The organism is Micromonospora inyonensis (assembly GCF_900091415.1).
In the GTDB taxonomy this organism is placed as follows: domain Bacteria; phylum Actinomycetota; class Actinomycetes; order Mycobacteriales; family Micromonosporaceae; genus Micromonospora; species Micromonospora inyonensis.
Window position 1 is genome coordinate 3084209 of record NZ_FMHU01000001.1, and the last position, 23362, is coordinate 3107570.

The 23362-nt window shown below is 71.1% G+C and carries 25 protein-coding genes and 1 pseudogene; 14 read left to right on the forward strand and 12 right to left on the reverse strand.

Going from position 1 to position 23362, the window contains the following annotated elements; all coding sequences use genetic code 11:
- The first annotated feature begins 238 nt into the window (after positions 1 to 238).
- From GA0074694_RS13980 to GA0074694_RS13995, 4 genes are all read left to right on the forward strand, one after another.
- Positions 239 to 1087: a helix-turn-helix domain-containing protein gene (locus GA0074694_RS13980; protein ID WP_091458074.1), complete on the forward strand. Its 849-nt coding sequence runs from the start codon at positions 239 to 241 to the stop codon at positions 1085 to 1087.
- Positions 1077 to 1262, forward strand: a complete 186-nt coding sequence (locus tag GA0074694_RS13985; protein ID WP_091458076.1) for a DUF397 domain-containing protein — start codon at positions 1077 to 1079, stop codon at positions 1260 to 1262. The genes GA0074694_RS13980 and GA0074694_RS13985 overlap by 11 nt, the downstream gene beginning before the upstream one ends.
- A 98-nt stretch (positions 1263 to 1360) precedes the next feature.
- Complete coding sequence (locus GA0074694_RS34200; RefSeq protein WP_091458079.1) at positions 1361 to 1696, forward strand: type II toxin-antitoxin system RelE/ParE family toxin; 336 nt, start codon at positions 1361 to 1363, stop codon at positions 1694 to 1696.
- Positions 1696 to 2010, forward strand: a complete 315-nt coding sequence (locus GA0074694_RS13995; RefSeq protein ID WP_141714102.1) for a helix-turn-helix domain-containing protein — start codon at positions 1696 to 1698, stop codon at positions 2008 to 2010. Before GA0074694_RS34200 ends, GA0074694_RS13995 begins: the two co-directional genes overlap by 1 nt.
- Before the next feature lie 667 nt (positions 2011 to 2677).
- Here GA0074694_RS13995 and GA0074694_RS14000 read toward each other — a convergent pair.
- Positions 2678 to 4327 (reverse strand): HsdM family class I SAM-dependent methyltransferase, encoded by a 1650-nt coding sequence (locus GA0074694_RS14000; protein WP_245714688.1) that lies wholly within the window; start codon positions 4325 to 4327, stop codon positions 2678 to 2680.
- An 80-nt stretch (positions 4328 to 4407) separates the two neighbouring features.
- Between GA0074694_RS14000 and GA0074694_RS14005 the strand changes: the two genes are divergently transcribed.
- The 4 genes from GA0074694_RS14005 (at position 4408) to GA0074694_RS14020 (ending at position 9139) form a co-directional block, all read left to right on the forward strand.
- The gene (locus tag GA0074694_RS14005; protein ID WP_141714106.1) at positions 4408 to 5190 is read left to right on the forward strand and encodes a hypothetical protein; all 783 of its coding nucleotides are present in this window, start codon (positions 4408 to 4410) and stop codon (positions 5188 to 5190) included.
- A 292-nt stretch (positions 5191 to 5482) separates the two neighbouring features.
- Entirely contained in the window at positions 5483 to 6199 is a 717-nt protein-coding gene (locus GA0074694_RS14010) for a hypothetical protein (protein WP_141714108.1), read from the forward strand.
- Between the two features lie 184 nt (positions 6200 to 6383).
- Positions 6384 to 7205 (forward strand): endo alpha-1,4 polygalactosaminidase, encoded by an 822-nt coding sequence (locus GA0074694_RS14015; protein ID WP_281190008.1) that lies wholly within the window; start codon positions 6384 to 6386, stop codon positions 7203 to 7205.
- A gap of 449 nt (positions 7206 to 7654) precedes the next feature.
- Positions 7655 to 9139, forward strand: coding sequence for a ferredoxin reductase domain-containing protein (locus tag GA0074694_RS14020; RefSeq protein WP_218105684.1), 1485 nt, complete (start codon positions 7655 to 7657; stop codon positions 9137 to 9139).
- An 88-nt stretch (positions 9140 to 9227) separates the two neighbouring features.
- On the opposite strand, the gene GA0074694_RS32900 is transcribed toward GA0074694_RS14020, so the two are convergent.
- Entirely contained in the window at positions 9228 to 9782 is a 555-nt protein-coding gene (locus GA0074694_RS32900; RefSeq protein WP_342670923.1) for a DUF6879 family protein, read from the reverse strand.
- Here GA0074694_RS32900 and GA0074694_RS14030 point away from each other — a divergent pair.
- Complete coding sequence (locus GA0074694_RS14030; protein WP_091459157.1) at positions 9705 to 10361, forward strand: SDR family NAD(P)-dependent oxidoreductase; 657 nt, start codon at positions 9705 to 9707, stop codon at positions 10359 to 10361. The two genes, GA0074694_RS32900 and GA0074694_RS14030, sit on opposite strands and share 78 nt — an antisense overlap.
- Before the next feature lie 42 nt (positions 10362 to 10403).
- Here the strand turns inward: GA0074694_RS14030 and GA0074694_RS14035 are convergent, their stop codons facing one another.
- From GA0074694_RS14035 to GA0074694_RS14060, 6 genes and pseudogenes are all read right to left on the reverse strand, one after another.
- A complete protein-coding gene (locus tag GA0074694_RS14035; protein ID WP_218105685.1) occupies positions 10404 to 11246 on the reverse strand; it encodes a DUF72 domain-containing protein in 843 nt (280 codons plus the stop codon).
- 347 nt (positions 11247 to 11593) lie between these two features.
- Positions 11594 to 12151, reverse strand: a pseudogene (locus tag GA0074694_RS14040) (NADAR family protein); the annotation flags it as partial.
- Positions 12152 to 12215: 64 nt separating this feature from the next.
- The gene (locus tag GA0074694_RS14045) at positions 12216 to 13196 is read right to left on the reverse strand and encodes a dipeptide epimerase (protein WP_091458092.1); all 981 of its coding nucleotides are present in this window, start codon (positions 13194 to 13196) and stop codon (positions 12216 to 12218) included.
- Between the two features lie 129 nt (positions 13197 to 13325).
- Positions 13326 to 13835 (reverse strand): NUDIX domain-containing protein, encoded by a 510-nt coding sequence (locus GA0074694_RS14050; protein WP_091459160.1) that lies wholly within the window; start codon positions 13833 to 13835, stop codon positions 13326 to 13328.
- A gap of 43 nt (positions 13836 to 13878) precedes the next feature.
- On the reverse strand, positions 13879 to 14397 hold the full coding sequence (locus tag GA0074694_RS14055; RefSeq protein WP_091458095.1) for a hypothetical protein: 519 nt from the start codon (positions 14395 to 14397) through the stop codon (positions 13879 to 13881).
- Positions 14398 to 14558: 161 nt separating this feature from the next.
- On the reverse strand, positions 14559 to 14753 hold the full coding sequence (locus tag GA0074694_RS14060) for a hypothetical protein (protein ID WP_091458097.1): 195 nt from the start codon (positions 14751 to 14753) through the stop codon (positions 14559 to 14561).
- Between the two features lie 236 nt (positions 14754 to 14989).
- On the opposite strand from GA0074694_RS14060, the gene GA0074694_RS14065 reads away from it, so the two are divergent.
- Both GA0074694_RS14065 and GA0074694_RS14070 read left to right on the forward strand, forming a co-directional pair.
- The gene (locus GA0074694_RS14065; protein WP_091459161.1) at positions 14990 to 15655 is read left to right on the forward strand and encodes a GNAT family N-acetyltransferase; all 666 of its coding nucleotides are present in this window, start codon (positions 14990 to 14992) and stop codon (positions 15653 to 15655) included.
- Between the two features lie 378 nt (positions 15656 to 16033).
- Entirely contained in the window at positions 16034 to 16384 is a 351-nt protein-coding gene (locus GA0074694_RS14070) for an STAS domain-containing protein (RefSeq protein WP_091458100.1), read from the forward strand.
- A 36-nt stretch (positions 16385 to 16420) separates the two neighbouring features.
- On the opposite strand, the gene GA0074694_RS14075 is transcribed toward GA0074694_RS14070, so the two are convergent.
- Entirely contained in the window at positions 16421 to 17872 is a 1452-nt protein-coding gene (locus GA0074694_RS14075; protein ID WP_091458103.1) for a glycoside hydrolase family 3 protein, read from the reverse strand.
- Between the two features lie 159 nt (positions 17873 to 18031).
- On the opposite strand from GA0074694_RS14075, the gene GA0074694_RS14080 reads away from it, so the two are divergent.
- From GA0074694_RS14080 to GA0074694_RS14090, 3 genes are all read left to right on the forward strand, one after another.
- A complete protein-coding gene (locus GA0074694_RS14080) occupies positions 18032 to 19210 on the forward strand; it encodes an ROK family transcriptional regulator (RefSeq protein ID WP_091458105.1) in 1179 nt (392 codons plus the stop codon).
- Positions 19211 to 19340: 130 nt separating this feature from the next.
- Positions 19341 to 20183 (forward strand): ABC transporter ATP-binding protein, encoded by an 843-nt coding sequence (locus GA0074694_RS14085; RefSeq protein WP_091458107.1) that lies wholly within the window; start codon positions 19341 to 19343, stop codon positions 20181 to 20183.
- A 16-nt stretch (positions 20184 to 20199) separates the two neighbouring features.
- Positions 20200 to 21093, forward strand: a complete 894-nt coding sequence (locus GA0074694_RS14090) for a ribokinase (RefSeq protein WP_091458109.1) — start codon at positions 20200 to 20202, stop codon at positions 21091 to 21093.
- Positions 21094 to 21357: 264 nt separating this feature from the next.
- Here the strand turns inward: GA0074694_RS14090 and GA0074694_RS14095 are convergent, their stop codons facing one another.
- The 3 genes from GA0074694_RS14095 to GA0074694_RS14105 all read right to left on the reverse strand — a co-directional run bounded on the left by GA0074694_RS14095 (position 21358) and on the right by GA0074694_RS14105 (position 23281).
- Positions 21358 to 22119: a hypothetical protein gene (locus tag GA0074694_RS14095; protein WP_091458111.1), complete on the reverse strand. Its 762-nt coding sequence runs from the start codon at positions 22117 to 22119 to the stop codon at positions 21358 to 21360.
- Positions 22120 to 22260: 141 nt separating this feature from the next.
- Positions 22261 to 22740: a DUF6232 family protein gene (locus tag GA0074694_RS14100; RefSeq protein ID WP_091458113.1), complete on the reverse strand. Its 480-nt coding sequence runs from the start codon at positions 22738 to 22740 to the stop codon at positions 22261 to 22263.
- Positions 22741 to 22810: 70 nt separating this feature from the next.
- Positions 22811 to 23281, reverse strand: a complete 471-nt coding sequence (locus GA0074694_RS14105; RefSeq protein ID WP_091458115.1) for a DUF6232 family protein — start codon at positions 23279 to 23281, stop codon at positions 22811 to 22813.
- Positions 23282 to 23362: the final 81 nt, after the last annotated feature.

A 23362-nucleotide genomic window follows, 5' to 3' on the forward strand; every position in this document is an offset into this window, starting at 1 on the left:
CGAGACCGGAGGCCGGGCGTTGCTGCCCGTAACCGGTTCGCCGTCTCTCCATCGGTCCATCTGGGACATACCGAGATCAGCGCGTCCGTAGCAGTAGGCACCGTGTTGCCAGCCCGTAGCACGCAGTAATCAGACTTTCCCATCATGTGATGCGGCACAAGGGGGTCAGTCCGATTTTGCGCAGAATGCATGTGAGGGGTAGCAGACGAGGACACCGGTTTTGTTGCAGAATCAAGACATGCCTCGATTCACGCCTGCCACGCCCCGATCCCGTCGACTCGGTCGCGAGCTGCGGAAGCTCCGCGACGCCAAAGGACTTACCGGCGGGGAGACCGCGAAGCTCCTGCGCTGTTCGACGTCCCGCATCACCCGGATCGAGTCCGGCGAGATCAAGCCGCGACCCGGCGACGTCATGGAGTTGCTGGTGACGTACGGCGTCAGGATCGACGAAGAGCCGGGCACGTCCCTGTTGGAGCTGGCCCGCGACCTGCGCGAGGAGGGCTGGTGGCAGCGCCTTGGCGGCAAGTACGCCACCTACATCGCGTACGAGATCGAGGCTGCGGAGCTCAAGAACTTCGAGCCGATGCTCGTGCCTGGCCTACTCCAGACCGAGCGGTACGCCCGCGAGGTCAACATCATCGGCCGCGAGACCGACTCGGCCACCATCGACCAGCGGGTTACCGCCCGGATGACCCGCCAGGAGGTGCTACACCGGCAGCCGAAGCCGCTGCGGCTGCACGCGATCCTGTCCGAGGCGTCCCTGCGAACGGAGGTGGGCGGCCCGGACGTGCTGCGCGAACAGCTTCACCACCTGGTCAAGGTGAGCCAACTGCCCAACGTCACGATCCAAGTTCTCCGCTTCGAAGCCGGCGCGCACCTGGCCGACAGCAGCGGCTTCGCCCTGCTCACCTTCGAGCACGACGATCCGCCGCTGGGCTACATCGAGACGCTGGCCGGTGAGCTGTTCCTTGAGTCGAGCGCTGACCTGGCGCGGCTGACGGCGGCGTACGACAATCTGAGGACGTTGGCCAGGTCTCCGGCCGAGTCGATCAAGTTCATCAAGGAGCTGAGCGAGCATGGAGCGTAACGTCTGGCGCACGTCGAGCCGTTCCGGCAGCAATGGCCAGTGCGTCGAGGTCCGCGACCGGGGCGTTGAAATCGACGTACGCGACTCCAAGGCCCCGACCGCCGGCACGCTGCGCTTCACCCCCGAGGCGTGGACCGCCTTCACTGGCACCCTCAAGGCGGGCGCCGTTGAGTAGTCCTCGTCACGGTGTACCGGACCGTGGTCTCAGCACTCTGCGTCGCCTGACCTGCGCGCCTCAGCGCTCCAGTATCGCAACTTTGCTATACTCGGTAGGTGCTGTGGCCGGTCTTCTATCATCCTGACGCCAAAACTGAACTCGACGAACTGCCTGCCAACGAACGAGTAGCCGTTGGGCATGCTGTCGAGAAGCTGGAAAGCCGAGGCCCCAACCTTGGCTACCCGCACTCCAGCGCTGTCCGGGGTGCCCGGAACCTCAGGGAGTTGCGGCCCCGTGGCGGACGGAGCCGATGGAGGGCGTTCTATCGCCAGGTCGGGCCCGCCTTCGTCGTCGGCTCGATCGGTCCAGAAACCAATGTCAACCAGCGAAAGTTCGACCGAGCAGTCAGTGACGCTGAGCGAAGGATCGATGACGTAAGGGGTGACCAGTGATGAAGCTCTCCGACCTCAAGTCCGCCCGGCAAGTCCTAGAGGAACATAAGCAAGATCCGGAGTTTCGCGCCGAGTGGGATCGTACAGCATTCGCTCGTGACGTCGCTCTACGCATCGTGCGTTACCGCAGCGAGAATAACCTTACCCAGTCGGCTTTTGCGCGCAGGGTCGGCATGACCCAGTCCGTCATCGCTCGGCTTGAGTCGGGCGACCAGCCTCCCTCAATTCAAACGCTCGCAAAGCTGTCCAAGGGCACCGGCATGGACTTCGAAATCAAGTTCACCCACGGCTCGGTCGAGTTCGTCGCTGCGTAGGGCAGGAGTACTTCTTCCCTGGGGAAGAGGGCTGGCTCTAGCCTGCCTGCCCGATCGCCGTTGATGCGTCGATTTGCCCTGTCACTGCTGCTGTTATCAGCGCCTGCCGTCGCTCCGAGAGTAGTTGGTTCGCCTTCTGTAGAGCTGATCGAGTCTTTTCGATGCTGTCCCGATGCTCTGCGGCCTTCCGGATTAGATGTTCCTGTCTTTGTAACGGGGCGTTAGGGATCGGGCAGTCCTTCACTAGTAGAGGCTAGATTTGTAGTCTTGGTGCCTGTCCTCTCGAAATAGTGTCGACTGTGAAATGACTGGGTCACGTAGGCCAGGAACCTCGGCTCAAGGACTCCTTCCTGGGGGCGAAGAGCGAAGACATGGTTCTGATGGAGGCGGCTAGGAATCTCCCCTCGCCATACTGTGCCTCGCCCTAGCTTGTCCAGGTCACCCCCCTCCGTCATGAGAACATCGCCGGGCTGCAGAGTGCTTTTTTCTGCTAGGCGACGAGGCACGCTGACTTCCGTAACGGAATCAAGATCCAGCCACCCTGCCGGAACATTGGCCACGCGCAGATAGGGTCTCGTCACTGCATCGCCGGTAATTTCTCGCGAGGAGTCAACGGTCAGTCCGCTCTGTAACCGGCAGACACGTTTCAGTCGAATCGTAGGGAAAGTCACTTCGTCACCTCGCCCAGTAGGGCCTGGATCTCGGCTTCGAGGGCTTTTAGTTCGGCGTCGATTTCGGCCAGGGGCCTCGGGGGCTTGTAGACGTAGAAGTGGCGGGTGAAGGGGATCTCGTACCCGATCTTGGTTTTGGTGTGGTCGATCCAGGCGTCGGGGACGTGCGGAAGCACCTCGCGGCGCAGGTATTCCTCGACGTCCTCGTGCAGCGGCACGTTCTCGTAGTCGCGTAGGTCGGTGTCCGGCTCGGGGTCGCCCTTGACCTTCTGCACCTCGCCGTCGGGGTCGCGGACGCCGAGGACGTCGCGGAGCGCCTTCTGGAAGGGTGCGCCGTTGGGCCAGAGCATGCCGGCCTCGGCCATCGCCGTGCGGACGGCGTCCCAGGCGGCGCGCTTGGTGTCCCACGACCGGCCCACCAGCGGCTTCAACGCCGTCTCGAAGGCGGTGACGTCCAACGCCTTGCCGATCGGCTTCGACTCGCGTACGGCGGTCAGGGTTTCCTCGGTGACCTCGAAGCGGAGCCTGAGCGGGCGTTCGACGGTGATCCGGCGGTAGCCGAAGTCCTCGTTGGCGAAGATCTTCACCTTGGCGTGCAGCGGGTGCTCCGGGTCGGCGGCGACGTGCAGCGCCTCCCCGTAGAGCCCGGTGATCTCCTTGATCTGGTCCTCGGTGAGGTACTTGCGCTTGTCGCCGAGGGACTTGCGCATCTTGGCGAAGTGCTCCCGGGCGTCCAGCAGGATGACCTTGCCCCGGTGGTCGGGCAGCTTGCGGTTGGTGAGGATCCAGAAGTACGTGGAGATGCCGGTGTTGTAGAAGAGCTGGTCGGGCAGCGCGACGATGCCCTCCAACCAGTCGTTCTCCAGGATCCACTGGCGGATGCGGGACTCGCCGGACTCGGCGGCCCCGGTGAACAGCGGCGAACCGTTGAAGACGATGGCGACCCGGCTGCCGCCCTTGCCGTAGCCGGTGGGCTGCTTCATCTTCGAGATCATGTGCTGGAGGAAGAGCAGCGAGCCGTCGTTGATCCGGGGCAGGCCGGCACCGAACCGGCCGCTGTCGCCGAGCTTCTCGTGCTCGGCCTCGACCTCGTCCTTGACCTTCTTCCACTCGACCCCGAACGGCGGGTTCGCGAGCAGGTAGTCGAAGTGCGCGCCCCGGTGGCCGTCGTCGCTGAACGAGTTGCCGAACTTGATGTTCTCCGGGTCCTGGCCCTTGATCATCATGTCGGACCGGCAGATCGCCCAGGACTCCGGGTTCAGCTCCTGGCCGAAGACCTTCACGGTGGCGTGCGGGTTCAGCGCGGTGATGTGCTCCTCGGCGGCGCTGAGCATGCCGCCCGTGCCGCAGGCCGGGTCCATGACCGTGCGGGCCGTGCCGGGGCCGCTCAACGCGTCGTGGTCCGGGGCGACCAGCAGGTTCACCATCAGCTCGATGACCTCACGCGGGGTGAAGTGCTCACCGGCCGTCTCGTTGGACTGCTCGGCGAACCGCCGGATCAGCTCCTCGAAGACGTACCCCATCTGGTGGTTGGAGACGGTGACCGGGTCCAGGTCCAGGTCGGCGAAGCGGGCCACCACCCGGTAGAGCAGGTTCGCCGCGTCCAGGCGGCGGATCTGCTGTGGGAACTCGTACCGGTGCAGCACCTCCTGCGCGTTGTCGGAGAACGCGCCGATGTAGGCGAGCAGGTGCTTGGCGGACCGTCGTACCGCTGCGCCAGCTCGACGTGCTCGACCTGCCCGGCCGGGACGACCTCGCCGCCCGGGTCGACCGGCTCCGCGCCGCACTGCGCCGGATCGGCGACCTGGCCGGTACCCCGGCCGAGCAGGCACGGGCGCTGGCCGGACTGCTCCGCGCCGCGCTGGCCCACCACACCAGCCACCCCGACCAGCCCTGTCCGGTGTGCGGGGGTCGCACCCTGGACGAGGCGTGGGCCGAGCAGGCGCACACGCAGGTACGGGACCTGACCCTGCGTGCGGAGCAGCTCGACGCCGCCCATCGCGCCGAACGCGACGCCCGGCACGCCCTGTGCCAGGCGGTACCCAGCCGGCCGCCGGTGCTCGCCGCCGACCACGCGCCGGACGGGATCGACCTCACCGAACTGCGGAAGGCCTGGCAGCACTGGGACGACCTGACCGCCACCGCCGACGCCGCGACGCTCGTCGAGTTGGCGCCCACCACCTACGCCGACCTCGCCGCCGCGCTGGCCCCGGCGCGGGCCGCCGCCCGGGAAGCCCTCGAACGCCGCCGGCAGGACTGGCAGCCGATCGCCGACCGGATCCGCGCCTGGATCGAGACGGAACGCGCCAGCCGGCAGGCCGCCACCGTGCTGCCTGACCTGAAGAAGGCGATCGAGGCGCTGAAGACCATCGGTGCGACGATCCGCGCCGAGCGGCTCCAGCCGATCGCGGCCGAGGCCACCGCCACCTGGAACACCCTGCGCCAGGACAGCAACGTCGAACTCGACGCGCCGTGCGCACCGGGATGGGCTCGGGGCCTGGGGTCGTAGCTGACGAAGCCGATCGGCTTCCACGCCCATCGCGCAGCGCCGTGCCGGCAACCGGGTCCGGTGAACGGAATGCCCACCGGCAGCCGTGCTCTGGGCAAGACCCCCATCCACGTAGGCCAGGTGACTCGTGATGATTTGGTATGACAAATCCCAGCGGGAGACCCGTGACGGCGGCGACGGTGCCCGGCACCGGTCCTCCCCCCTCCGGATGCAGACCCGCCTACCAGCGACGCAACGAACCAAGGCGGCGCGACGGGGTGGGGTCTTCCTCGTCGTCGGCTTCCTGGCGCCCTTGGCGGCAATCGGCGGGTGCTTGCTCAACGCCAGCGACAGCGGCGAGGGCGGCCTCGGGCGCGCCGAGCGGCAAGAGCATCTATGGACCGAAGACACCGACCCTTCCTCCTGGTCGGGCGTCGACCCGGCGGACCCGGCATTACTTCCCGCCCCCACCGACGCCGCGCCTTCGGAGACGCCGGAGGCCGACGGCGGTACCACCCCCGTCGGCCCCATCCCGACGCCGACTGCCGCAGGTGCCGTACCGCCGACGCCCCGACCGACCGCACCGCCGATACTGCTCGACGACTTCGACGGAAGTTCGGGATGGAGCGACGGCCACGGCCGCAACGATCTGGGGAAGACCACCGAGTGTGCGGGGTTCGCCCGTTGCGCGGTCACCGGTGGGGCGCTCGTGCTCAGGTACGAGGACAACGGGTGGTTCGGCAGCTACGTCGACCGCAGCCTGACCGACTACACGTACCTGGTGTTGCGGATCCGGGGAGAGCGCGGCGGCGAGGAGTCCGACATCCGCCTCACCCTCGGCGGCGTTGGGTCCCGATTGACCGGTCTCGTCCTCGCCGGCGACAATCGGACCATCACCACCGGCTACCAGGACCTGCGCATTCCGCTGGCGGCAAACCGCTTCGACCGCGCCACCCCAGGTGAGCTCCAACTTGACTTCTGGTACGACGCCAGCAGCACAGTGCACATCGAGGAAATTCGCTTTGAATAGAACACAGGCAGCCACGGCCAGGACACGACGCCTCTACCTCACCGGGATCGGCGTCGTGGTACTGGCCGCCGTCCTCGGCCCGGTCGCAGCCATCTCGCTGACCTCGACTCCCGGGCAGCCGGCACCGACGGGCCGGGCCAGCTTCCCGTCCGCGTCGACCCCGTCGACCCCGCCGTCCGTACCCATGTCCTCGCCTACCGGGACCGAACCCCCCGCTACGACGCCAACGACCGCACCACCGTCACCGCCTCCCCGACCCGTGGGCGCGACGGGCTCGGTACGGTGCCCCGACTGCTGGCGTCCCCCGCTGCAGGTCAGCTGGAACTGGGTCATCGAGGGCGTGCCCAAGCCTCCCTTCCGGGACGTCGACATCTACGACATCGACGGTTTTGAGGCGTCCTCGGCGGACGTCGCCGCCCTCCACAAGGCCGGAATTCGGGTGGTCTGCTACATCAGCGTGGGCTCCTACGAGGACTGGCGCCCCGACGCGGGCCAGTTCCCGGCGAGCCTCCTCGGCCAGAACCTCGACGGTTGGGCCGGCGAACGGTGGCTCGACGTCCGCGACATCAGTCCCACGAGCCCGCTGGCCCGCATCATGACGGCGCGGATCGACATGTGCCGGGCGAAGGGGTTCGACGCTGTCGAGTTCGACAACATGGACGGCTACGTCAACCGGACGGGGTTCCCGCTCACCGCCGCCGATCAACTCGCGTACAACCGGTTCCTCGCCAACACGGCCCACGCCCGTGGCCTCAGCACGGTGCTGAAGAACGACCTCGACCAGATTGACGATCTCGTCGACTACTACGACATGGCGCTCAACGAGGAATGCAGCCGGTACGACGAGTGCGGCGAATACCAGCCGTTCATCGCTGCGGGCAAGCCGGTCCTCCACGCGGAATACGGCTCCTCGACCGCCTTCTGCCGGGCTGACAACGCGGCCAACATCAACGGCGTGCTCTTCTCCCTCGATCTGGACGACTCCGTCTATCGCCCGTGCCGCTGAACCGCGTCATCGAGGTGCCAAGCGGGTCCATCGAAATCCGGACGCTCTGTCGTCCCGCCGTTACCCGGTCCAGCCGCGATCGCCCGCCACGGTAACGGTACGTGGTCGCCCGGTGATGCCGAACCCCGCGCCGAGCAGGGTCACGTCCTCGGCCTCACGGAACCAGCCCAGCACCAGCAGCGTCCGGGCAGACGCAGGTCAACTCATGGGTGCCGCGCGGTGTCCCCTTGGCTCGACGTGCCCCGGCAAGTAGCCGAACGAGGTACCGCAGAGGTTCCCTCGGGACGTCGACCATGGCACGATGTGTGATCACGTGGGCCCCACCACCTGGGTGAACCTGTGGTGAGAACCATCTGACGAGGGCCAACCTCCACGTCCGATGCTGTCGGTGTGAGTGCCTTCATCCGTGTCGCACCAATCACACATCTGCGCCGCTGAGATCAGCTCAGTTGCAGTCGATCCAGCGCGTCCAACCTCCAAAATCCCCAGGTTCGCCGAATACCTGCCCCAGGGAGGCCGTCATTTTCCGGGTCGCCGAAGCCATGCGCAAATTCTCCGGCCGCATCAAGGGTTTCGGGCGGCCCTTTACCGGGCCGCCCCGCTCCCTGACCCGATTATTGGAGGTGGAGCTACCGCCGCCCGTACCGAGGATCCGGCGGATCCTCAAGAACCCCCGCGTCATGCCCTACCACCGCCTGATCGTGCTGGTCGTGGCGGCTAACGTGGCGGTGGGCTGGTACGCCGTGGCATCGGGCGGCTGGTGGGCCGGTCAGGCTACGGCCCTGACATCGATAGAAACCGTCGCCCTGGCGAACGTGACGCTGGCCGTCGTCGTCCGCCAGCAGTGGCTCGTCAACGCGCTGTTCTGGCTGGCCACCCGCGCACCCACGACCTGGCCGTTGCCGGTCCGCTGGGCGCTGGCGAAGATCTATCACTTCGGCGGACTGCACGTCGGCGCGGCCGTGTCAGGAACGACGTGGTATCTGGTCTTCGTCGTATCGCTGATGTACGACCACCTGCGCCAGCGGGGACACGTGCCGGTCCCCAACCTCGTCGTCTCCGGCGCGCTGGTGACGCTCTTCGTGGTCATGAGCATCCTGGCCGTGCCACCGTTGCGAGTCAGGGCGCACGACACTTTCGAGGTAACGCACCGGTTCTGTGGTTGGGCTGCGCTGGCGCTCGCCTGGATCAACACCGTGCTGTCCGTCACCACCCAGCACGGCGGCGCGTACGCGCTGCTGACCACGCCGACCGTATGGCTACTCACGATGGCCACCGTGTCCGTCGCGTTGCCCTGGCTGCTCCTGCGCAAGGTCCGCGTCGATACCGAGCGGCCCTCCGCCCACGTGGCGGTGGTCAACCTCGACAGCCCGAGCCAGCCGCTCATCGGATCGACCCAGATGGTCAGTCGGCGACCACTGCTGGAATGGCATTCGTTCGCGAATATCTCTGCGCCTGAAGAGTCTTCCGGTGGCCACCGCATGGTCGTCTCCAGAGCCGGCGACTGGACCTCGGACTTCATCGACAATCCGCCAACGCACCTGTGGGTACGGGGGATGCCGACCGCGGGCATGGCCAATGTCGCGCCGCTCTTCCGGAAGGTGCTCTTTGTCGCCACCGGCAGCGGAATCGGCCCCGTGCTCGCCCACCTCCTGACCGGTGAGGTGTCGTCCCATCTGGTCTGGGTGACCCGCAATCCGCGTAGGACGTACGGCGCACTGGTCGACGAGGTGCTGGCGGCGCAGCCCGACGCGGTCATCTGGGACACCGACGCGTACGGCAAACCCGATATGCTCCGGCTGGCGTACGGGGCGTACGCCACCTTCGGCGCGGAAGCGGTCATCTGCGTCGCGAACAAGAAAGTCACCTGGCAGGTGGTGCACGGCCTGGAGCTGGTCGGGGTCCCGGCCTACGGGCCGATCTGGGACGCGTAGCCGGCGGGAACCGACGTTGCCCGGCCGGGCGCCGTTGCACCGCGACCCGGGGCGGGCGGGAGTCGACCGAGTACGGTCCAGGGCCGGTTCAGGTGTGCGGTGGCCAGCACGGCACGGCGGGTCCGGGCCCCGCCCCGGGGCGGCGTGCAGCCGGCTGGCCCCGTCCACCTCGTGCAGTTACCCGGTGGCCCGCAGCGGCTCGACCACGTACGTGCGGGCGTCGTCGCCGTCGGGCAGGGCGGCCACTCTGCTCAGGCTCGGTGATCAACTCGCCGGAGACGAACCGTCCCGCCTGGTCGTAGTACATTGCGACGAGCTGCGAGGAGTCGAACAACCAGTAGTCGTAGTGCGGCAACCCGGCCGGCCAGTCGTCACCGGCGACACCGATGAGGCGGACGTCCTCGCCCGCCTCGACGGTGTGCTCGTAGGCCCAGCCACACTCGAACCGGACGTAGTCCGACAGCGGCTCGACGACGACATGAACCCGGTGCATGCGCTTGCCGGCCGACACCGCCGCCCGCACGGTGTCGCACCAGGCTGCGATGCCGGGAAACTCTCCGCGGGTTTGACCCGCCAGGAATCGGGCGAACTCCTCCTGCTCGTACGACACGTCGTACCGCTGAAGCGTCTCACAACCGAGCATCCACTGTCGGGGGCCGGTGGCGACCCGGCCGGCATCCAGGAGATCACCCAGGAGGGGGCGGACCGGACGCTCCGGCTCCTGGCCACGTCGGTGATCCTCGGCCACCGGTACGCCGCGCGCCAGTTCGTCCGGCAGGGCACCGGCGGTTCGATCATCTCCACCAGCTCGGTCGCCGGGTTGCAGGGCGGGCAGTCGACGCTGGGGTACACGGCGGCCAAGCACGCCGTCGTCGGCATCGTCCGGGAGGCGACCGCCCAGCTCGCGCCGCTGGGCATCCGGTCCAACGCGGTCGCGCCGGGCATCACGATGACCGGCATCATGGGTCCGGCGTTCGGCGTGCCCCGTGAGCGGGACGAGGAGTTCAAGGCGTTCCTCGCCACCGAACTGGCCGACAAGCAGCCGATCGGGCGGGTCGGTCAACCGGAGGACATCGCCAAGGCGGTGCTCTTCCTGGCCAGCGACGACGCCGAGTGGATCACCGGTGTGGTGCTTCCCGTCGACGGCGGCCAGACCGCGATCAGCATGGGCGGCTGGCTCGCCGCCGCCGGGCAGGCCGGCGCGGACTTCGTCTCCCGGTAGACCCGCCGTACCGCAGTGGCCCGACCTCGGGTGCGGGGCCGGTCAGAACAGGGTCAGCGGCTCGACCGGGCTTGGCTCGACCGGGATCGGCTCGGGCAGGGGCGTCAGGCCGGGTACGCGTGCGCGTACCTCGTCGTGGAAACGGCGGGCGAGCACGGGCGCGTCGGCGTTGTCCGGGGTGTGGACGAACACGGTGGGGGAGCGGCCCTCCCGCAGCCACCCGGCCACCACGTCGATCCAGTGCTGCCAGCCCTCGACCGTCCGGGCGGTGTCGTCGCGGCCGAGGTACCGGACGATCGGCCGCTCGGTGAGCGCGTGCGTGCGCAGCGGCATACGTGGTTTCTTCGTCCAGGCGTCCCGTTCCGCGTCGCTGGTCGGCGGGCTCTGGAAGAAGGCGGTGGTGTCGAAGGGGATCCACTCGGCGTCGGCGTCGGTGAGCACCCCTTCGAGGAGTCGTACCGCCCGGGGGTCGTCGAAGAACGCGGGGTGGCGGACCTCGACCGCGTACCGGTGGGTGGTAGGAAGCCGGCGCAGGAAGCGGGCGAGGGTGGGCACGTCGGCGGGGGCGAACGAGCCGGGGAGCTGGATCCAGAGGGCGTGCGCCCGTGGGCCGAGCGGTTCGATCGCGTGCAGGAAGGCGCGGAGTGGTTCGTCGGCGCCGTCGAGCCGGTGGTCGTGCGTGACGGTCCGGGGCAGTTTCAGCACGAACCGGAAGCCGGGGTCAGTCTGGTCGGCCCAGGTGGCGACGGTCTCCCGGGCCGGGGTGGCGTAGAAGGTGGTGTTCCCCTCGACCGCGTCGCACCAGCCGGCGTAGTGCCGCAGCCGCTCGTGGGCCGGGAGCGGGTGCGGCAGGATCCGCCCCTGCCACGCCTTGAGCGTCCACATCGCGCACCCCACGTGCAGCCGCATGCTTCCGGATTCCTTCCCGTCGACGTGTCCGGACACGGTATACGCCCCTCCCGCTGACCCCGGACGGCCGGACGCGGCTGGCGCCGGCGTCGGCGGGCACGGTGTCCGACTCGTTGGCTGACCCGGAGGTTCGACGCCGACCCGGCTACGGGGTGGGCGGCGTCGCCCTCTTCCACGGACACTTCACGGTCCGCACCGACGTGCTGACCCTCCGGATCAGCCGGGGCGGGCAACCCCAACCGGCACGGTGAGCGGCTCCGGACGGTCGGCCAGGGTGCGGTGAGGTCCCCCCCGGCCGGTCGGTCCGCCGCCGCGCCCGGCGTGCCGTCCCGAAGCGTCGCCCGGACCCGCATCAGCGCGAAACCGAGCAGGTTCAGCCCGCGCCACCGGGCCGGGTCGGCGGCGGCCGGGTGGTCGGCGGCCAGGCCGATGCCCCAGATCCGGTCCAGCGGACTCGCCTCGACCAGCACCCGGCTCCCGGTGCCGAGCAGGAACGCCCGCAGGCCGGGGTGCTGGCCGAACTTGGCGAGGTTGGCGGCCACCACGATCTCGAACCGGCGTTCCCGCCAGGTCTGCTCGTCGAAGCCGGCGACCTGACGGCCGAGGGTCTTGGCCTGGTTCGGGTGCGCCACCGTGAGCACCCTGCCGGCGGTCACCCGGTCGCCGAAGAGCATCGCCTTGGCCCACATCATGTAGTGCTCGGCGGTGGCGAAGCGGGTCCCGTCCACGGTGAACGGCGCCGGCCACCACTGGCTCAGGCAACCGGGCCCGGCGGTGCCGTCGGGCCGGGCCCGGTGCCCCCAGAAGAACAGGAACTTCGGGGTACGCCCGGCACGTACCTCGGCGGTCAGTTCGGCGACGCTCCACACCTGCGCGGACATGCCGGCAAGCGTGGCCCACGACGTACGCTGCCGCCTCCGGATTACCGGGCGGGCGGGTGACCGGTCAGCCCCACAGCTCCGGGGTGGGCGGGCTGAGCCAGCCGTCCACGCAGGGCATCGACGGCTGCACGTCCTCGGTGAGGATCAGGTGCCCGGCGATGTCCCGGAACTCTGCGTGATGGGCGACCTGGAAGGCCGCGGCGGAGGCGAGCGAGGTGGCCGCGAAGCAGCCGACCATGATGCGCAGGTCGCGCTGCCGGGCCTGGGCGACGATCCGCAGCGCGGCGGTGAGGCCGCCGCACTTGTCGAGTTTGATGTTCACCCCGTCGTAGAGTTCGGCGATCCGGGGCAGGTCCTCCTCGGCGTAGAACGACTCGTCCGCGATCAGGGGCACCGGCCGGGGTAGCCCCCGCAGCGCCTCCTCGTGCTCGGGCCGGACCGGTTGCTCCACCATCCGGACGTCGTGCCGGGCGAGCACCGGCAGCATCGCCACCAGCCGCTCCGGCGTCCAGCCGCAGTTGACGTCCACCACCAGCTCGGCGTCGGGCCGGTGGGCTCGGGTCAGCTCCAGTCGTTCGACGTCCTCCTCCGAGCCGAGCTTCAGCTTCAGCGCGCGTCGGCCCTGGCTGTCCTTCAGTTCCTGGACGAACTGGGTCTCCCCGGCGAGGGAGACGGTGAGCATGTCCTCGACCGGGGTGGGCTCGGGCAGGCCGATCGTCTGCCACACCCGGCGTCCGCTGCGCTTGGCCTCCAGGTCCCAGAGGGCGGCGTCGACGGCGTTGCGCGCCGCGCCGGCCGGCAGCAGGGTGAGCAGGTCCTCCCGGCCGGCCCCCTGGCCGATCGCGACCCGCGCCTGCTCCACCTGCTCGGCGGTGGCGGCCTTCGGGTCGGGGAACGGGCTCTCGAACAGGGTCGCCTCACCCCGGCCCCGGACGTCGCCGTCGCGCAGCTCCACCCGGACCAGGCGGGTGGCGAGCAGGCTCGCTCTCGCGAAGTGGTACGGCAACGAGAAGGGGATGTCGAGAAAGGCGTGGCTCAGCTCCATCGAGTCCTCAATCCGTCCGACGGCACGAGAAATCGATGGTATGTGATGTATGTGACGACGGGTCGCTCTCGGCCGACCAAGTTGTTTCCTCGCGGCCCCACCGCCGCCGTGCCCGCCGACCGTGGCGGATCAGCGGTGGGCGGCCAGGAACTCGGCGAGCACCTGACTGTGGGTGGAGAAGGCGAGCTCGGTCGGCTCGGTGAGGACGAGCCACTCGGTCGACTCCGCCGTGGGAGCGGACGGGGGCAGGTCCTCCAACCGCCGGGTCGGCAGCGCCCCGAAGATCATTATCGTCCCGCCGCTCGGCGCGCTGTGCACGGCGACGAGCCGTACGCCGGCCGCCTCGCCGGTCAGGCCGGTCTCCTCCCACAGCTCGCGGACGAGCGCGTCCCGCCACTCCTCGCCGTACTCGATGAAGCCGCCCGGTAGCGCGAGCAGCCCCCGGGCGGGCTCGATGTCGCGGCGCTGGACCACCACGCCGAGCCCGGTGGGGGTGAGCACCGGCTGGACGGCCACCGCCACCGGAAGGGGGTTACGCCAGGTGGTGTGGCCGCAGGCCGGACAGATCCGGGGCCAGCCCGCCCCGTCGGGGTAGGCGGTGCCGCAGCCGGAGCAGTGGGAGTGGGGTATGCCGCTCACCCGCAGCACCCTACGCGGTCGCCGCCAGCCCGTCGCGCCGGTCTCAGGCCGGCGTGGGGAAGCCGTACCGGGCGGCGTGCTCGGGGTCGGCGGGGTCGATCTGGCGGAGCCCGGCGTCCGCGAGCCGCTTGTTGACCTCGTCGAGCCGCTCGCGCACCAGGGTGGCCTCCTCGTCGGTGACGCGGCCCCGGTGCGGCTTGCCGGCGTGCTCGACGGTGCCGTAGTCGATCTTCTCGGCCGCCTTGCGGGCCTTCGGCGGGCGGACCCGCTCGGCGGTGCGCAGGAGCTGCGCCATCGGCGTCTCGGTCGACATCGCGTCGAACTCGCTGGCGGTCAGCACCACCCGGCGGGGCTCCCCGTCACCCTGCGGGTCGTGGATCTCCACCACGGCGACGTCGAGCGCGGCGTCGTCGATGCCCTCCACCTCGGACGGGCTGATCTCCAACTGAACGGGCCCGGTCACCAGGTCGGGGTGCTCCAGGACGACGACGCGGAACACCTGGTCGTCGGTCTCCAGGACCGTGCCGCTGAAGTCGGAGACGTGGATGGTCTTCTTGCCCATGGACGGAGCTTCTCCTGTCGGTGGCCGTGCCGGAACGCAACGAACCTACCCGACAGGTGTGCTAAGACCTCCGTCGCGCGGGGGTCCGGGTGTGTCGCGCCCCCGGGTTCCGTGTCGGCGGTCCCCGGTTGCCCGTGCCGGGCTTCCGGAGCGACCGCCGTTCAGCGGGTGCCGAGGTGGCGGCGGGTGGAGACGTTGGCCGGGAGCCGGTTCAGCTCCGCCCACGACCGGTCGCCGGCACGCGGGCCCCGGCAGCCGTCGTACCGCGACTGTGTCGGCGGGGGCACGTCGTCCCGGAGGGTCGGCCAGAGCCGTCCCGTGTCGCGTTTGTCCTGATCGATCAGCTGTTTCGGCATGGCCGTACCATCCCAGAGAAAGTTGTCTATCTATGGAAATTGGTGTGACGCGCGGCCGGTGCGTCCGGTTCCCGGATCGCGGTCGGCAATCATCGGTGATGTTCTCTGTCTGCTGTACCCGGGGTCGGGCGCTTCAACCACGACGGTCAGATCCCGTCCCGCGCGGTGGGCGCCGGGGCGACGTACGGGTGGGCGATCGCCCGGCCGGCGGCGGCCGTGACGCGTACCGTGATCCGATGCTCGACAGGCGACTCCACCTGCATCTGGCGACCTGGCTCGGCCAGTGGCCGGCCGGGCCGGGACTCCACGTGGTCGGTTCCTGGCGCCGCGCGCACCCGGCCTGGGACCGCCGGCTCCGGCCGGCGGTCGCGGTGGCCGCCCCCGGCAGCGCGGTGCTCTCCGTGTCGCCGGAGCACGTCGCGGCGGTCCGGGCGCTGGCGGCGGACGGGCCGACCCCACGGCTGTGGTCGGCGCTGCCGGGCGCGGTCGGTCACCCCGGCCTGCCCCTTCGCGAGGGGGTGTTCCGCTGGTGCACCGCTCCCCACCCGCTTCCCGACGTGGGGGAGTGGGTCGACCCCACCGATCCCGGGTTCCCCTCCTGGCTGCACCTGTTCGACCGGGAGGTCCTGGTGGTGCGGGACGCCGACGGGCACTACCTGGCGGGGGTCGGCGTCAAGCGGCACGACCGGTACGGCCACGAACTGGCCGTCGGGACCATGCCGGGCGCGCGGGGCCGGGGACTGGCCCGCCGGCTGGTCGCCCAGGCGGCCCGTCGGGTGCTCGACGAGGGGGCGGTGCCGACGTACCTGCACGACCCCGACAACACCGCCTCGGCCCGGGTCGCCGCGGCGGCGGGCTTCCCCGACCGGGGCTGGCGCTCCCACATCGTCCATCCCGACTGACCGCCGGGACCGTCGTCCCCGGCCGGACTCAGCCGGGCGGCCGGCCCGGGTGGGCCGCCGCGCGCTGGCGCGGACCGTGGATCCCGGGCCGGATCCACGGTCCGCGGCCTCTTCCCCCCAGGTCCGAGGAGGCGTCGGGCGACCGGACATCCCGGTGAGGTAACGCTATGTGTCGAAGTGGTCCCCGACAAGCCCCCAAAAGGCGCGTAGAGCTGTCCAAAAATGGACTTGACCTGGGATTATCTGGTTCTTCGGGGTGCGGGTCGCCGGTGACGCACGGTACGAATCGCCGGTGTTCCATGGCCCGACGGCGGGCCGGTGGATAGGGTCGCGGCGAGCGGGCCGGACGCGGCCGTGGTACGGAGGCGGTGAGCGGTCATGGAGGTGCGGGTGCGGGACACCGGCCGGGGCGACGTCGTGCTGAGCCCGGCGGGTGAGATCGACATGTCCACCGTCGGCACGCTGGAGACCGCGCTGACCGCCGCGCTGAACCGGCCCGACCTGCGGGAGTGCCTGGTCGACCTGGCCGAGGTCACCTTCCTCGACTCGACCGGCCTGCGGGTGCTGATCGAGGGGTTCAGCCTGGCGCAGGAGCGGGGCCGGTCGCTGCGGGTCGCCAATCCGCAGCCGGTGGTCGAGCGGGTCCTGCGGATCACCTCGGTCGGCCCGCTGCTGGGGCTGCCGGACGTGGCCACCCCACTGCCGCCCGACGCCCGTTGGCTGGGCTGAGCCGCCTCGGCACCCTCCGGTGGGCGGTACCGCCGGTCAGCCGGCCAGGCCGAGCACCTCCGCCGCCGCGCGACCGTTGGCGTGGCTGGCCCCGTAGGTGGCGACGAACGCGCGCACTCCGGCCGGCCGCCACCGTCCCGGCCAGCCCATCTCCACCACGGTCACCGGATGGACGGCGGCCAGCCCCTCGACCAGCTCCGCCCCGCCCGGCAACCGGTGCAGGTGCCGGCCGACCAGCACGACCGGCCGGTCCCCGGCGAGCGCCCGCAGGGCGGCCGGGCCGGTCTCGCCCGCCACCACCCGGACCTCCTCGGTTCCCGCCAGGTGCGGACCGAGCCCCCACGGCACCCGGCCCTCGGCCATGGTGGCGGTGGCGTGCAGCTGTACCACCAGTGGCCGGTCCAGCCCGGCGACGATCCCCTCGACGCGTACCGCCCGGCGCGCGGCGGCGTAACCGAGGTCGCCGGGGTCGGGGCCGGGCGCGCCGACGGGCCGGGTCCAGGCGGCCAGCTCGGCGGTGCGGGCGGCGGCCTCCTCGACCCGGTCACGGGCCAGCCGTCCGGCGCCGAGCGCGGCGACGATCTCGGTCACCACGTGTCCGACCAGCGCGGCGTCGACCTTCGCCCCGACGCAGAGCAGGTCCGCACCGGCCGCGAGGGCGGCCACGGCGGCGGGACCGACCCCGCCGGCGGCCACCGTGGCGCCCTTCATCTCCAGCGCGTCGGTGATGACGGTGCCGGTGAAGCCCAGCTCCCGGCGGAGCAGGTCGACCAGGACGGCCCGGCTGAAGGTGGCCGGCAGGTCTCCGGTCAGCACCGGGACCCGGATGTGCGCGGTCATGACCGCCCGGGTGCCGGCGGCCACGGTCGCCGCGAAGGGCGGCAGGTCGCGCTCGCGCAGCACGGACAGCGGCACGTCCACCGTCGGCAGTTCCAGGTGCGAGTCGGCGACGGTCGCGCCGTGCCCGGGGAAGTGCTTGGCGCAGGCCGCGACCCCGGCACCCTGCAACCCGTCCACCGCGGCGGCCGAGTGCGCGGCCACCCGGAGCGGATCGTCGCCGAAGGACCGGGTGCCGATCACCGGGTTCTCGTCGGCGCTGTTGACGTCCACCGTCGGAGCGAGGTCGACGGTGACGCCCAACGCGGCCAGCTCCGCCCCGATCGCGGCGTAGACCCGGCGGGTGAGCGCCACGTCCCCGACCGCCCCGAGCGCGGCGTTGCCCGGGTACGGGCTACCGGTGGCGTGCGCCAGCCGGGTGACGTCGCCGCCCTCCTCGTCGATGGCGACCAGCACGTCGGCGCGGGCGTCGCGCAGCGCGGCGGTCGCCGCGGCGACCTGGGCCGGGGTCTCGACGTTGGTCCCGAACAGCGTGAAGCCGGCCAGCCCCGCGCCGACGAGATCCAGTGCCCAGTCCGGCGGGGTCGGCCCGGGGTACGCCGCGAGCAGCGTGCCGAGGGCAAGGCGGCGAAGTCCTGGATCCAGCCCCACGTGATCTCCTTTGCGCAGTCGGCCGGGTCCTCCGGCCTGCTGATCGACGGCCCCGGGCCGGTCGTCCGGCCGCTGACCCGTGTCGGGGCCGGCCGTTACGCTACGGTCACCCCCGGATCGATTCGATCAACAAGGTTTACCAAAACCAGAGGACGTGGCATGAGTTCGACGCGGCTGCCCGGCACCCCGCGCCTGTTGCGGGCGCTCAACGACCGCGCGGCACTGGAACTGCTCCTCGAACGGGGGCCGCTCACCCGGGCCCGGCTCGGCGAGCTGACCGGCCTGTCCAAGGTCACCGCCTCGCAGCTCGTCGAGCGGCTCGAGGAACGCGGTCTGGTCACCCGGGTCGGTGAGCAGGCCGGCGGGCGTGGGCCGAACGCCCAGCTCTACGCCGTCCGGCCGGGCAGCGCGCACGTGATCGGGGTCGACGTCGGCGCGGACCGGGTGGTGGCGGCCTGCGCCGACATCACCGGCGCGGTGATCGGTCGGGCGGAGCAGTCCACCCGGGACACCGACGATCCGGTGGGTGTGGTGCACAACGCGGTGGTGCAGGCCGCGGGGAACGCGGACGCGCCGATGGCGAGCGTACGCCGGGTCGTGCTCGGGACCCCCGGTCTGGTCGACCCGGCCACCGGGGACATCACCTTCGCGTTCAACCTGCCCCGGTGGCACCGCGGCCTGCTCGCCGCGCTCCGCGACGACCTGGCCACCACGGTGGTCTTCGAGAACGACGTCAACCTGGCCGCGGTCGCCGAGGCGCAGTCCGGCGCGGCCCAGGGGACGACCGACTTCGTGCTGGTCTGGGTGGACGCCGGGGTGGGGCTGGCGATCATGCTGAACGGGCGGCTGCACCACGGCAGCAGCGGCGCGGCCGGTGAGATCGGGTACCTGCCGGTGCCGGGGGCGCCGATCCCCCGGGACGTCTCCCGCCGGGCGAAGCCGGCGTTCCAGCAGTTGGCCGGGGCGGAGGCGGTCCGCGCGGTGGCCCAGGAGTACGGCTTCCCGGCCGACGTCACCGCCGCTGATGCCGTCCATGCGGCGATCGCGGCCGGTACGGCCGGCGGCCCGATGCTCGACGAGCTGGCCCGGCGCCTGGCGCTCGGGGTGGCGAGCACCTGCGTGGTGCTGGACCCGCCGCTGGTGGTGCTGGCCGGTGAGATCGGCCGGGCCGGTGGCGCGGCGCTCGCCGAGCGGGTGCAGCACGAGGTGGCCGCGATCACGCTGGTCCGGCCGAGGGTGGTGCCCACCGGGCTGCGCGAGGAGCCGATCCTGCGGGGCGCGCTGCGGACCGCCCTGGACGCCGTCCGAGACGAGGTCTTCGGTTCCACGGTCGGCTGACCCGTCGGGCCGGACCCCACTCCCCATGTGAAGGAATTCTTCACCACATACATCTGCCCTGCAAGGTCTTGCCAGTGACGCGCGTCGCCCGTCGGGGTGCACGGGAACGGGCGCGTGGTTGGATGGATGGGTGACTGCTGAGCTGATCCCTGGCGCGGACGGCGCCGCACCCGCATCGTCAGCCGTGGCCGAGGATCTGGTGGTCGATCTCGACGGGGTGGGCGTGCGCCGGTCCGGCACCGCGCTGCTGCACGACGTCGACTGGCGGGTCGAGTTGGACGAGCGCTGGGTGGTGCTCGGCCCCAACGGCGCCGGCAAGACCACCCTGCTCCACCTGGCGGCCGGACGGCTGCACCCGACCACCGGCACCGCCCACGTGCTCGGCGAGCGGATCGGGCGGACCGACCTGACCGAGCTGCGTACCCGGATCGGGCTCTCCACCGCGGCCCTGGCCGAACGGATCCCGACCGAGGAGAAGGTCACCGATGTGGTGGTCACCGCCGCCTGGTCGGTGGTCGGCCGGTGGCGGGAGAGCTACGACCGCACCGACGAGGCCCGCGCCCGGGCCCTGCTCGGTCAGCTCGGCGTCGCGCACCTCGCCGACCGCGGCTACGGCACCCTCTCTGAGGGGGAGCGCAAGCGGGTCCAGATCGCCCGGGCCCTGATGACCGACCCGGAGCTGCTGCTCCTCGACGAGCCGGCCGCCGGGCTCGACCTCGGGGGCCGGGAGGACCTGGTCGCCCGGCTGGCCGAGCTGGCGTACGACCCGGACGCGCCCGCGCTGGTGCTGGTCACCCACCACGTCGAGGAGATCCCGCCCGGCTTCACCCACGCGCTGCTGCTCCGCGACGGGGGCGTCGTCGCCCAGGGACTCCTCGGTGCCACGCTGACCAGCGACAACCTCTCCAAGACCTTCGGGCTGCCGTTGGTGGTCGAGCGTTCCGGCGAACGCTTCACCGCCCGCGCCGCCTGACCCGCGGAGACCTCCCGTGCCACAGACCCGGGTCGTCGTGGTGGGCAGCGCGAACATGGACCTGGTCGGGACGGCCCCCGTGCTGCCCCGGGCCCGGGAGACCGTGCTCGGCACCGACTTCGTGATGGTGCCCGGCGGCAAGGGCGCCAACCAGGCGGTCGCCGCCGCCCGCGCCGGCGCGTCGGTCGTCTTCCTCGGTGCGATCGGATCGGACTCGTTCGGGGTCACCCTGCGGGCCCGGATCACCGCCGCCGGGGTGGACACCGGCCAGCTCCGGGTGACCTACGGCCCGTCCGGCGTGGCGCTGGTCATGGTGGACGCCGAGGGCGAGAACCTGATCCTGGTCACGCCCGGCGCGAACGCCTCCCTCACCGGGCTCACCGACGCCGAACTGGCTGCGGTGCGGGGCGCCGACGTCATGGTGGCGCAGTTGGAGATCCCGGTGGAGACGGTGACCGAGGCGGCCGTCGCCGCGCGGTCGGCCGGCACCCGGGTCGTCCTCAACGCGGCACCGGCCCGGCGGGTCCCGGCGGAGCTGCTGGACCTGGTCGACATGCTGGTGGTCAACGAGGTGGAGGCCGCAGCGCTCACCGGGCGGGGGCGCGAGGCGCCGGAGACGCTGCTGGACCTGGTGCCCCGGGCGGTGCTCACCCTCGGTGCCGACGGCGCCTGGTACGTCGACCGCGACGGCACCGTCGCACACGTCCCGGCGTTCGAGGTCGAGGTGGTCGACTCCACCGCGGCAGGCGACGCCTTCACCGCCGCCCTCGCCGTGGCCTGGGGCGAGGGGCGCGACCTGCTCGACGCGGTCCGCTGGGCGGCGGCGGCCGGCGCGGTGTGCACCCGCCGGCTGGGCGCGTCGGTGGCGCTGCCGCACCGCGCCGAGATCGACGAGCTGCACGCGCGCTGAGCCCCGGTCGTCGGCGGCCCCGCGACCGCCCGGCCTCGGGGCGTTCTCCGGCGCACCGGGTTCACCCCGGTCGGCGAGATCAGGGTCGACGGTCGTCCCGCACTGCGACACGTCCGGGACCTGACCACCGACGCCTGACACCCGGACCAACCCGGCGGGACGAGCGGTCGGCGCGCCGGTTGGTCCGCAGGGCCGGGCATGGGAACGCGCTGCCGATCGCCAGCGCCGGCGCCCTGGGTGGTCGATGCGCAGGGTGCGCGAGACCTAGTCGACCTGGTCGTCGGTACGACGTTCGCCCCGGCGGCGGAGCATGCCCAGGCCCGGGATGCCGGCCACGGCGAGTTTCAGGTCGCGGGTCACGTCGAGCAGGTCGTGCAGGTCCGGTCCGACCCGGTCCAGGGTGGCCAGGATCGGCAGGATGTCGGCGGTCAGGTGCTCCTTGAGCTTGGGCAGCTCGTCGACGAGACGGATCGCGGCGGTCACCTCCTCGTGGCTGAGCTGTTCCACGAACCGCGCGGCCATCGGCGCGGCCCGCCGCAGCACCGGCTCGTACGCGGCCAGGAGTTCCCCGGCGGTGGCGGCGGCCACCCCCGCCGTCTCCACCGTGCCGGCTGCCCGCCCGGCGACCACCTCCGCCTCGGCCACCACCGTGGCCGCCGCCCCCGCCACCTGCTCGGCCCCGGCGACCACCTCGGCTGCCTTCGCGGTGACCTCGGTGGCGTTGTCGATCACGGTGGTCGCGGCGGCACTGATCACTGCCACCTGCCGGACGGCCGCCTCGGCGTCGGTGAGCACCTGGTCCGTCCGGTCCAGGGTCTGCTCGATCCGGTCCACCACCCCGTTGATCCTGGTCACCAACGTTTCGACGGCGTCGAGCACCGCGAAGGCACGCGCCGGCACGGCCGCGAGCGACACCGCCGAGCCGAGCGCCTGGTCGACCGCGGCCCGGGTCAGCCCGGCGGCCCGGGAGGCGGCGTCACCGGTCAGCCCGAGGACGGCGGACGGGCGGGGGAGGGGAATCACCATGCGTCCAAGTGTGCGGCGCGACCGCCAGTACCGCCGCCCGGCGTCGGTGGGTGTTTGCAGGGACACCCTGCACGCGCTTCCTGATGAGCAGGGGCACCCTGCCACCACCCCGGCCCGCACCGGGTGGACTGTCAGGCGGCGTCAGAAGTCTCCCTGCTGTTCGACGGCGCGCTGCACGGCCCGGTAGATCTGCCCGAACCGGAGCGCGTCGGGACTGCTCAGCAGCAGGATGTCGTGCCCCCGGTGCTGCACCCAGAGCTCGTGCATCCGGTCGCCGCGTTCGTACGAGCGGTCCAGCCAACTCAGCGGCAGCTCCAGGAAGGGGGCGAGCACCAGCGCGCCGACGACGAAGGCGGCCACGACGATCAGTGCCAGCGTCCAGTTTCCCCGGTCCTGCGCCGACCAGGCCAGCGAGATGACGCAGAGCAGCGCCACCAGCGGGGGCAGGGAGAGCAGCAGGACCAGGACGCCCCGGCCCAGTTTCCGGGAGTGCTGCGTCAGGGTGGTCCGTCCCCGGGCGTGCCAGACGTACGTGACGTCGGGGAGCCGCAGGGTGTGCCCGTCCACCCGGATCGACTCGGAGGTCACCTGTACCGTGTCGTCCTGGTAATAGAGCGTCATCACTACAGTGAACCCGGCGGCGGCCAGTTCGGCAGCCCCTCCCACGGTCGGACGTCCGCCGTGGACCGGATCAGCGTGGGCGGACCGGCTGGCCGCGTTCCATCGCCCGTTGCAGGGCCCGGTAGATCTGCCCGAAGCGGAGTGCGTCGGCGGTGCGGACCAGCCGGACCGGACGGCCCTGCCAGCGGATCCAGATCTCCCACTGGCGGCTGCCCCGGGCGTACGAGCGGTCGAGTCGTTCGAACAGGACGTCGGCGACCGGGCCGACGGCGAGCCCGACCAGCACCGACGCGCCGACGATCGCGATGGTGACGGTCCAGGACCGGTGCAGCCAGATGGCCAGGGCGATGCCGAGGACGGCGGCCACCAGCGGCCCGGCCATCGCCGCGCCGATCACACCCCGGCCGGCGAGCACCCGCCAGGACCGGCTGCCGCGCTGGTGCCAGACCTCGCTGATCTCGGCGAGCGGGAAGCGCTGCCCGTCGACCCGGACGGCGGTCGACGTGACCTGCACCGACCTGTCGTCGTAGAACATGACCATCGCGACTCCCGGTGACGGAGCTGACACCAGACTATCTACCCCAACGACCCGCGCCGTAAGGTTGGCACGCGACTTCGACGA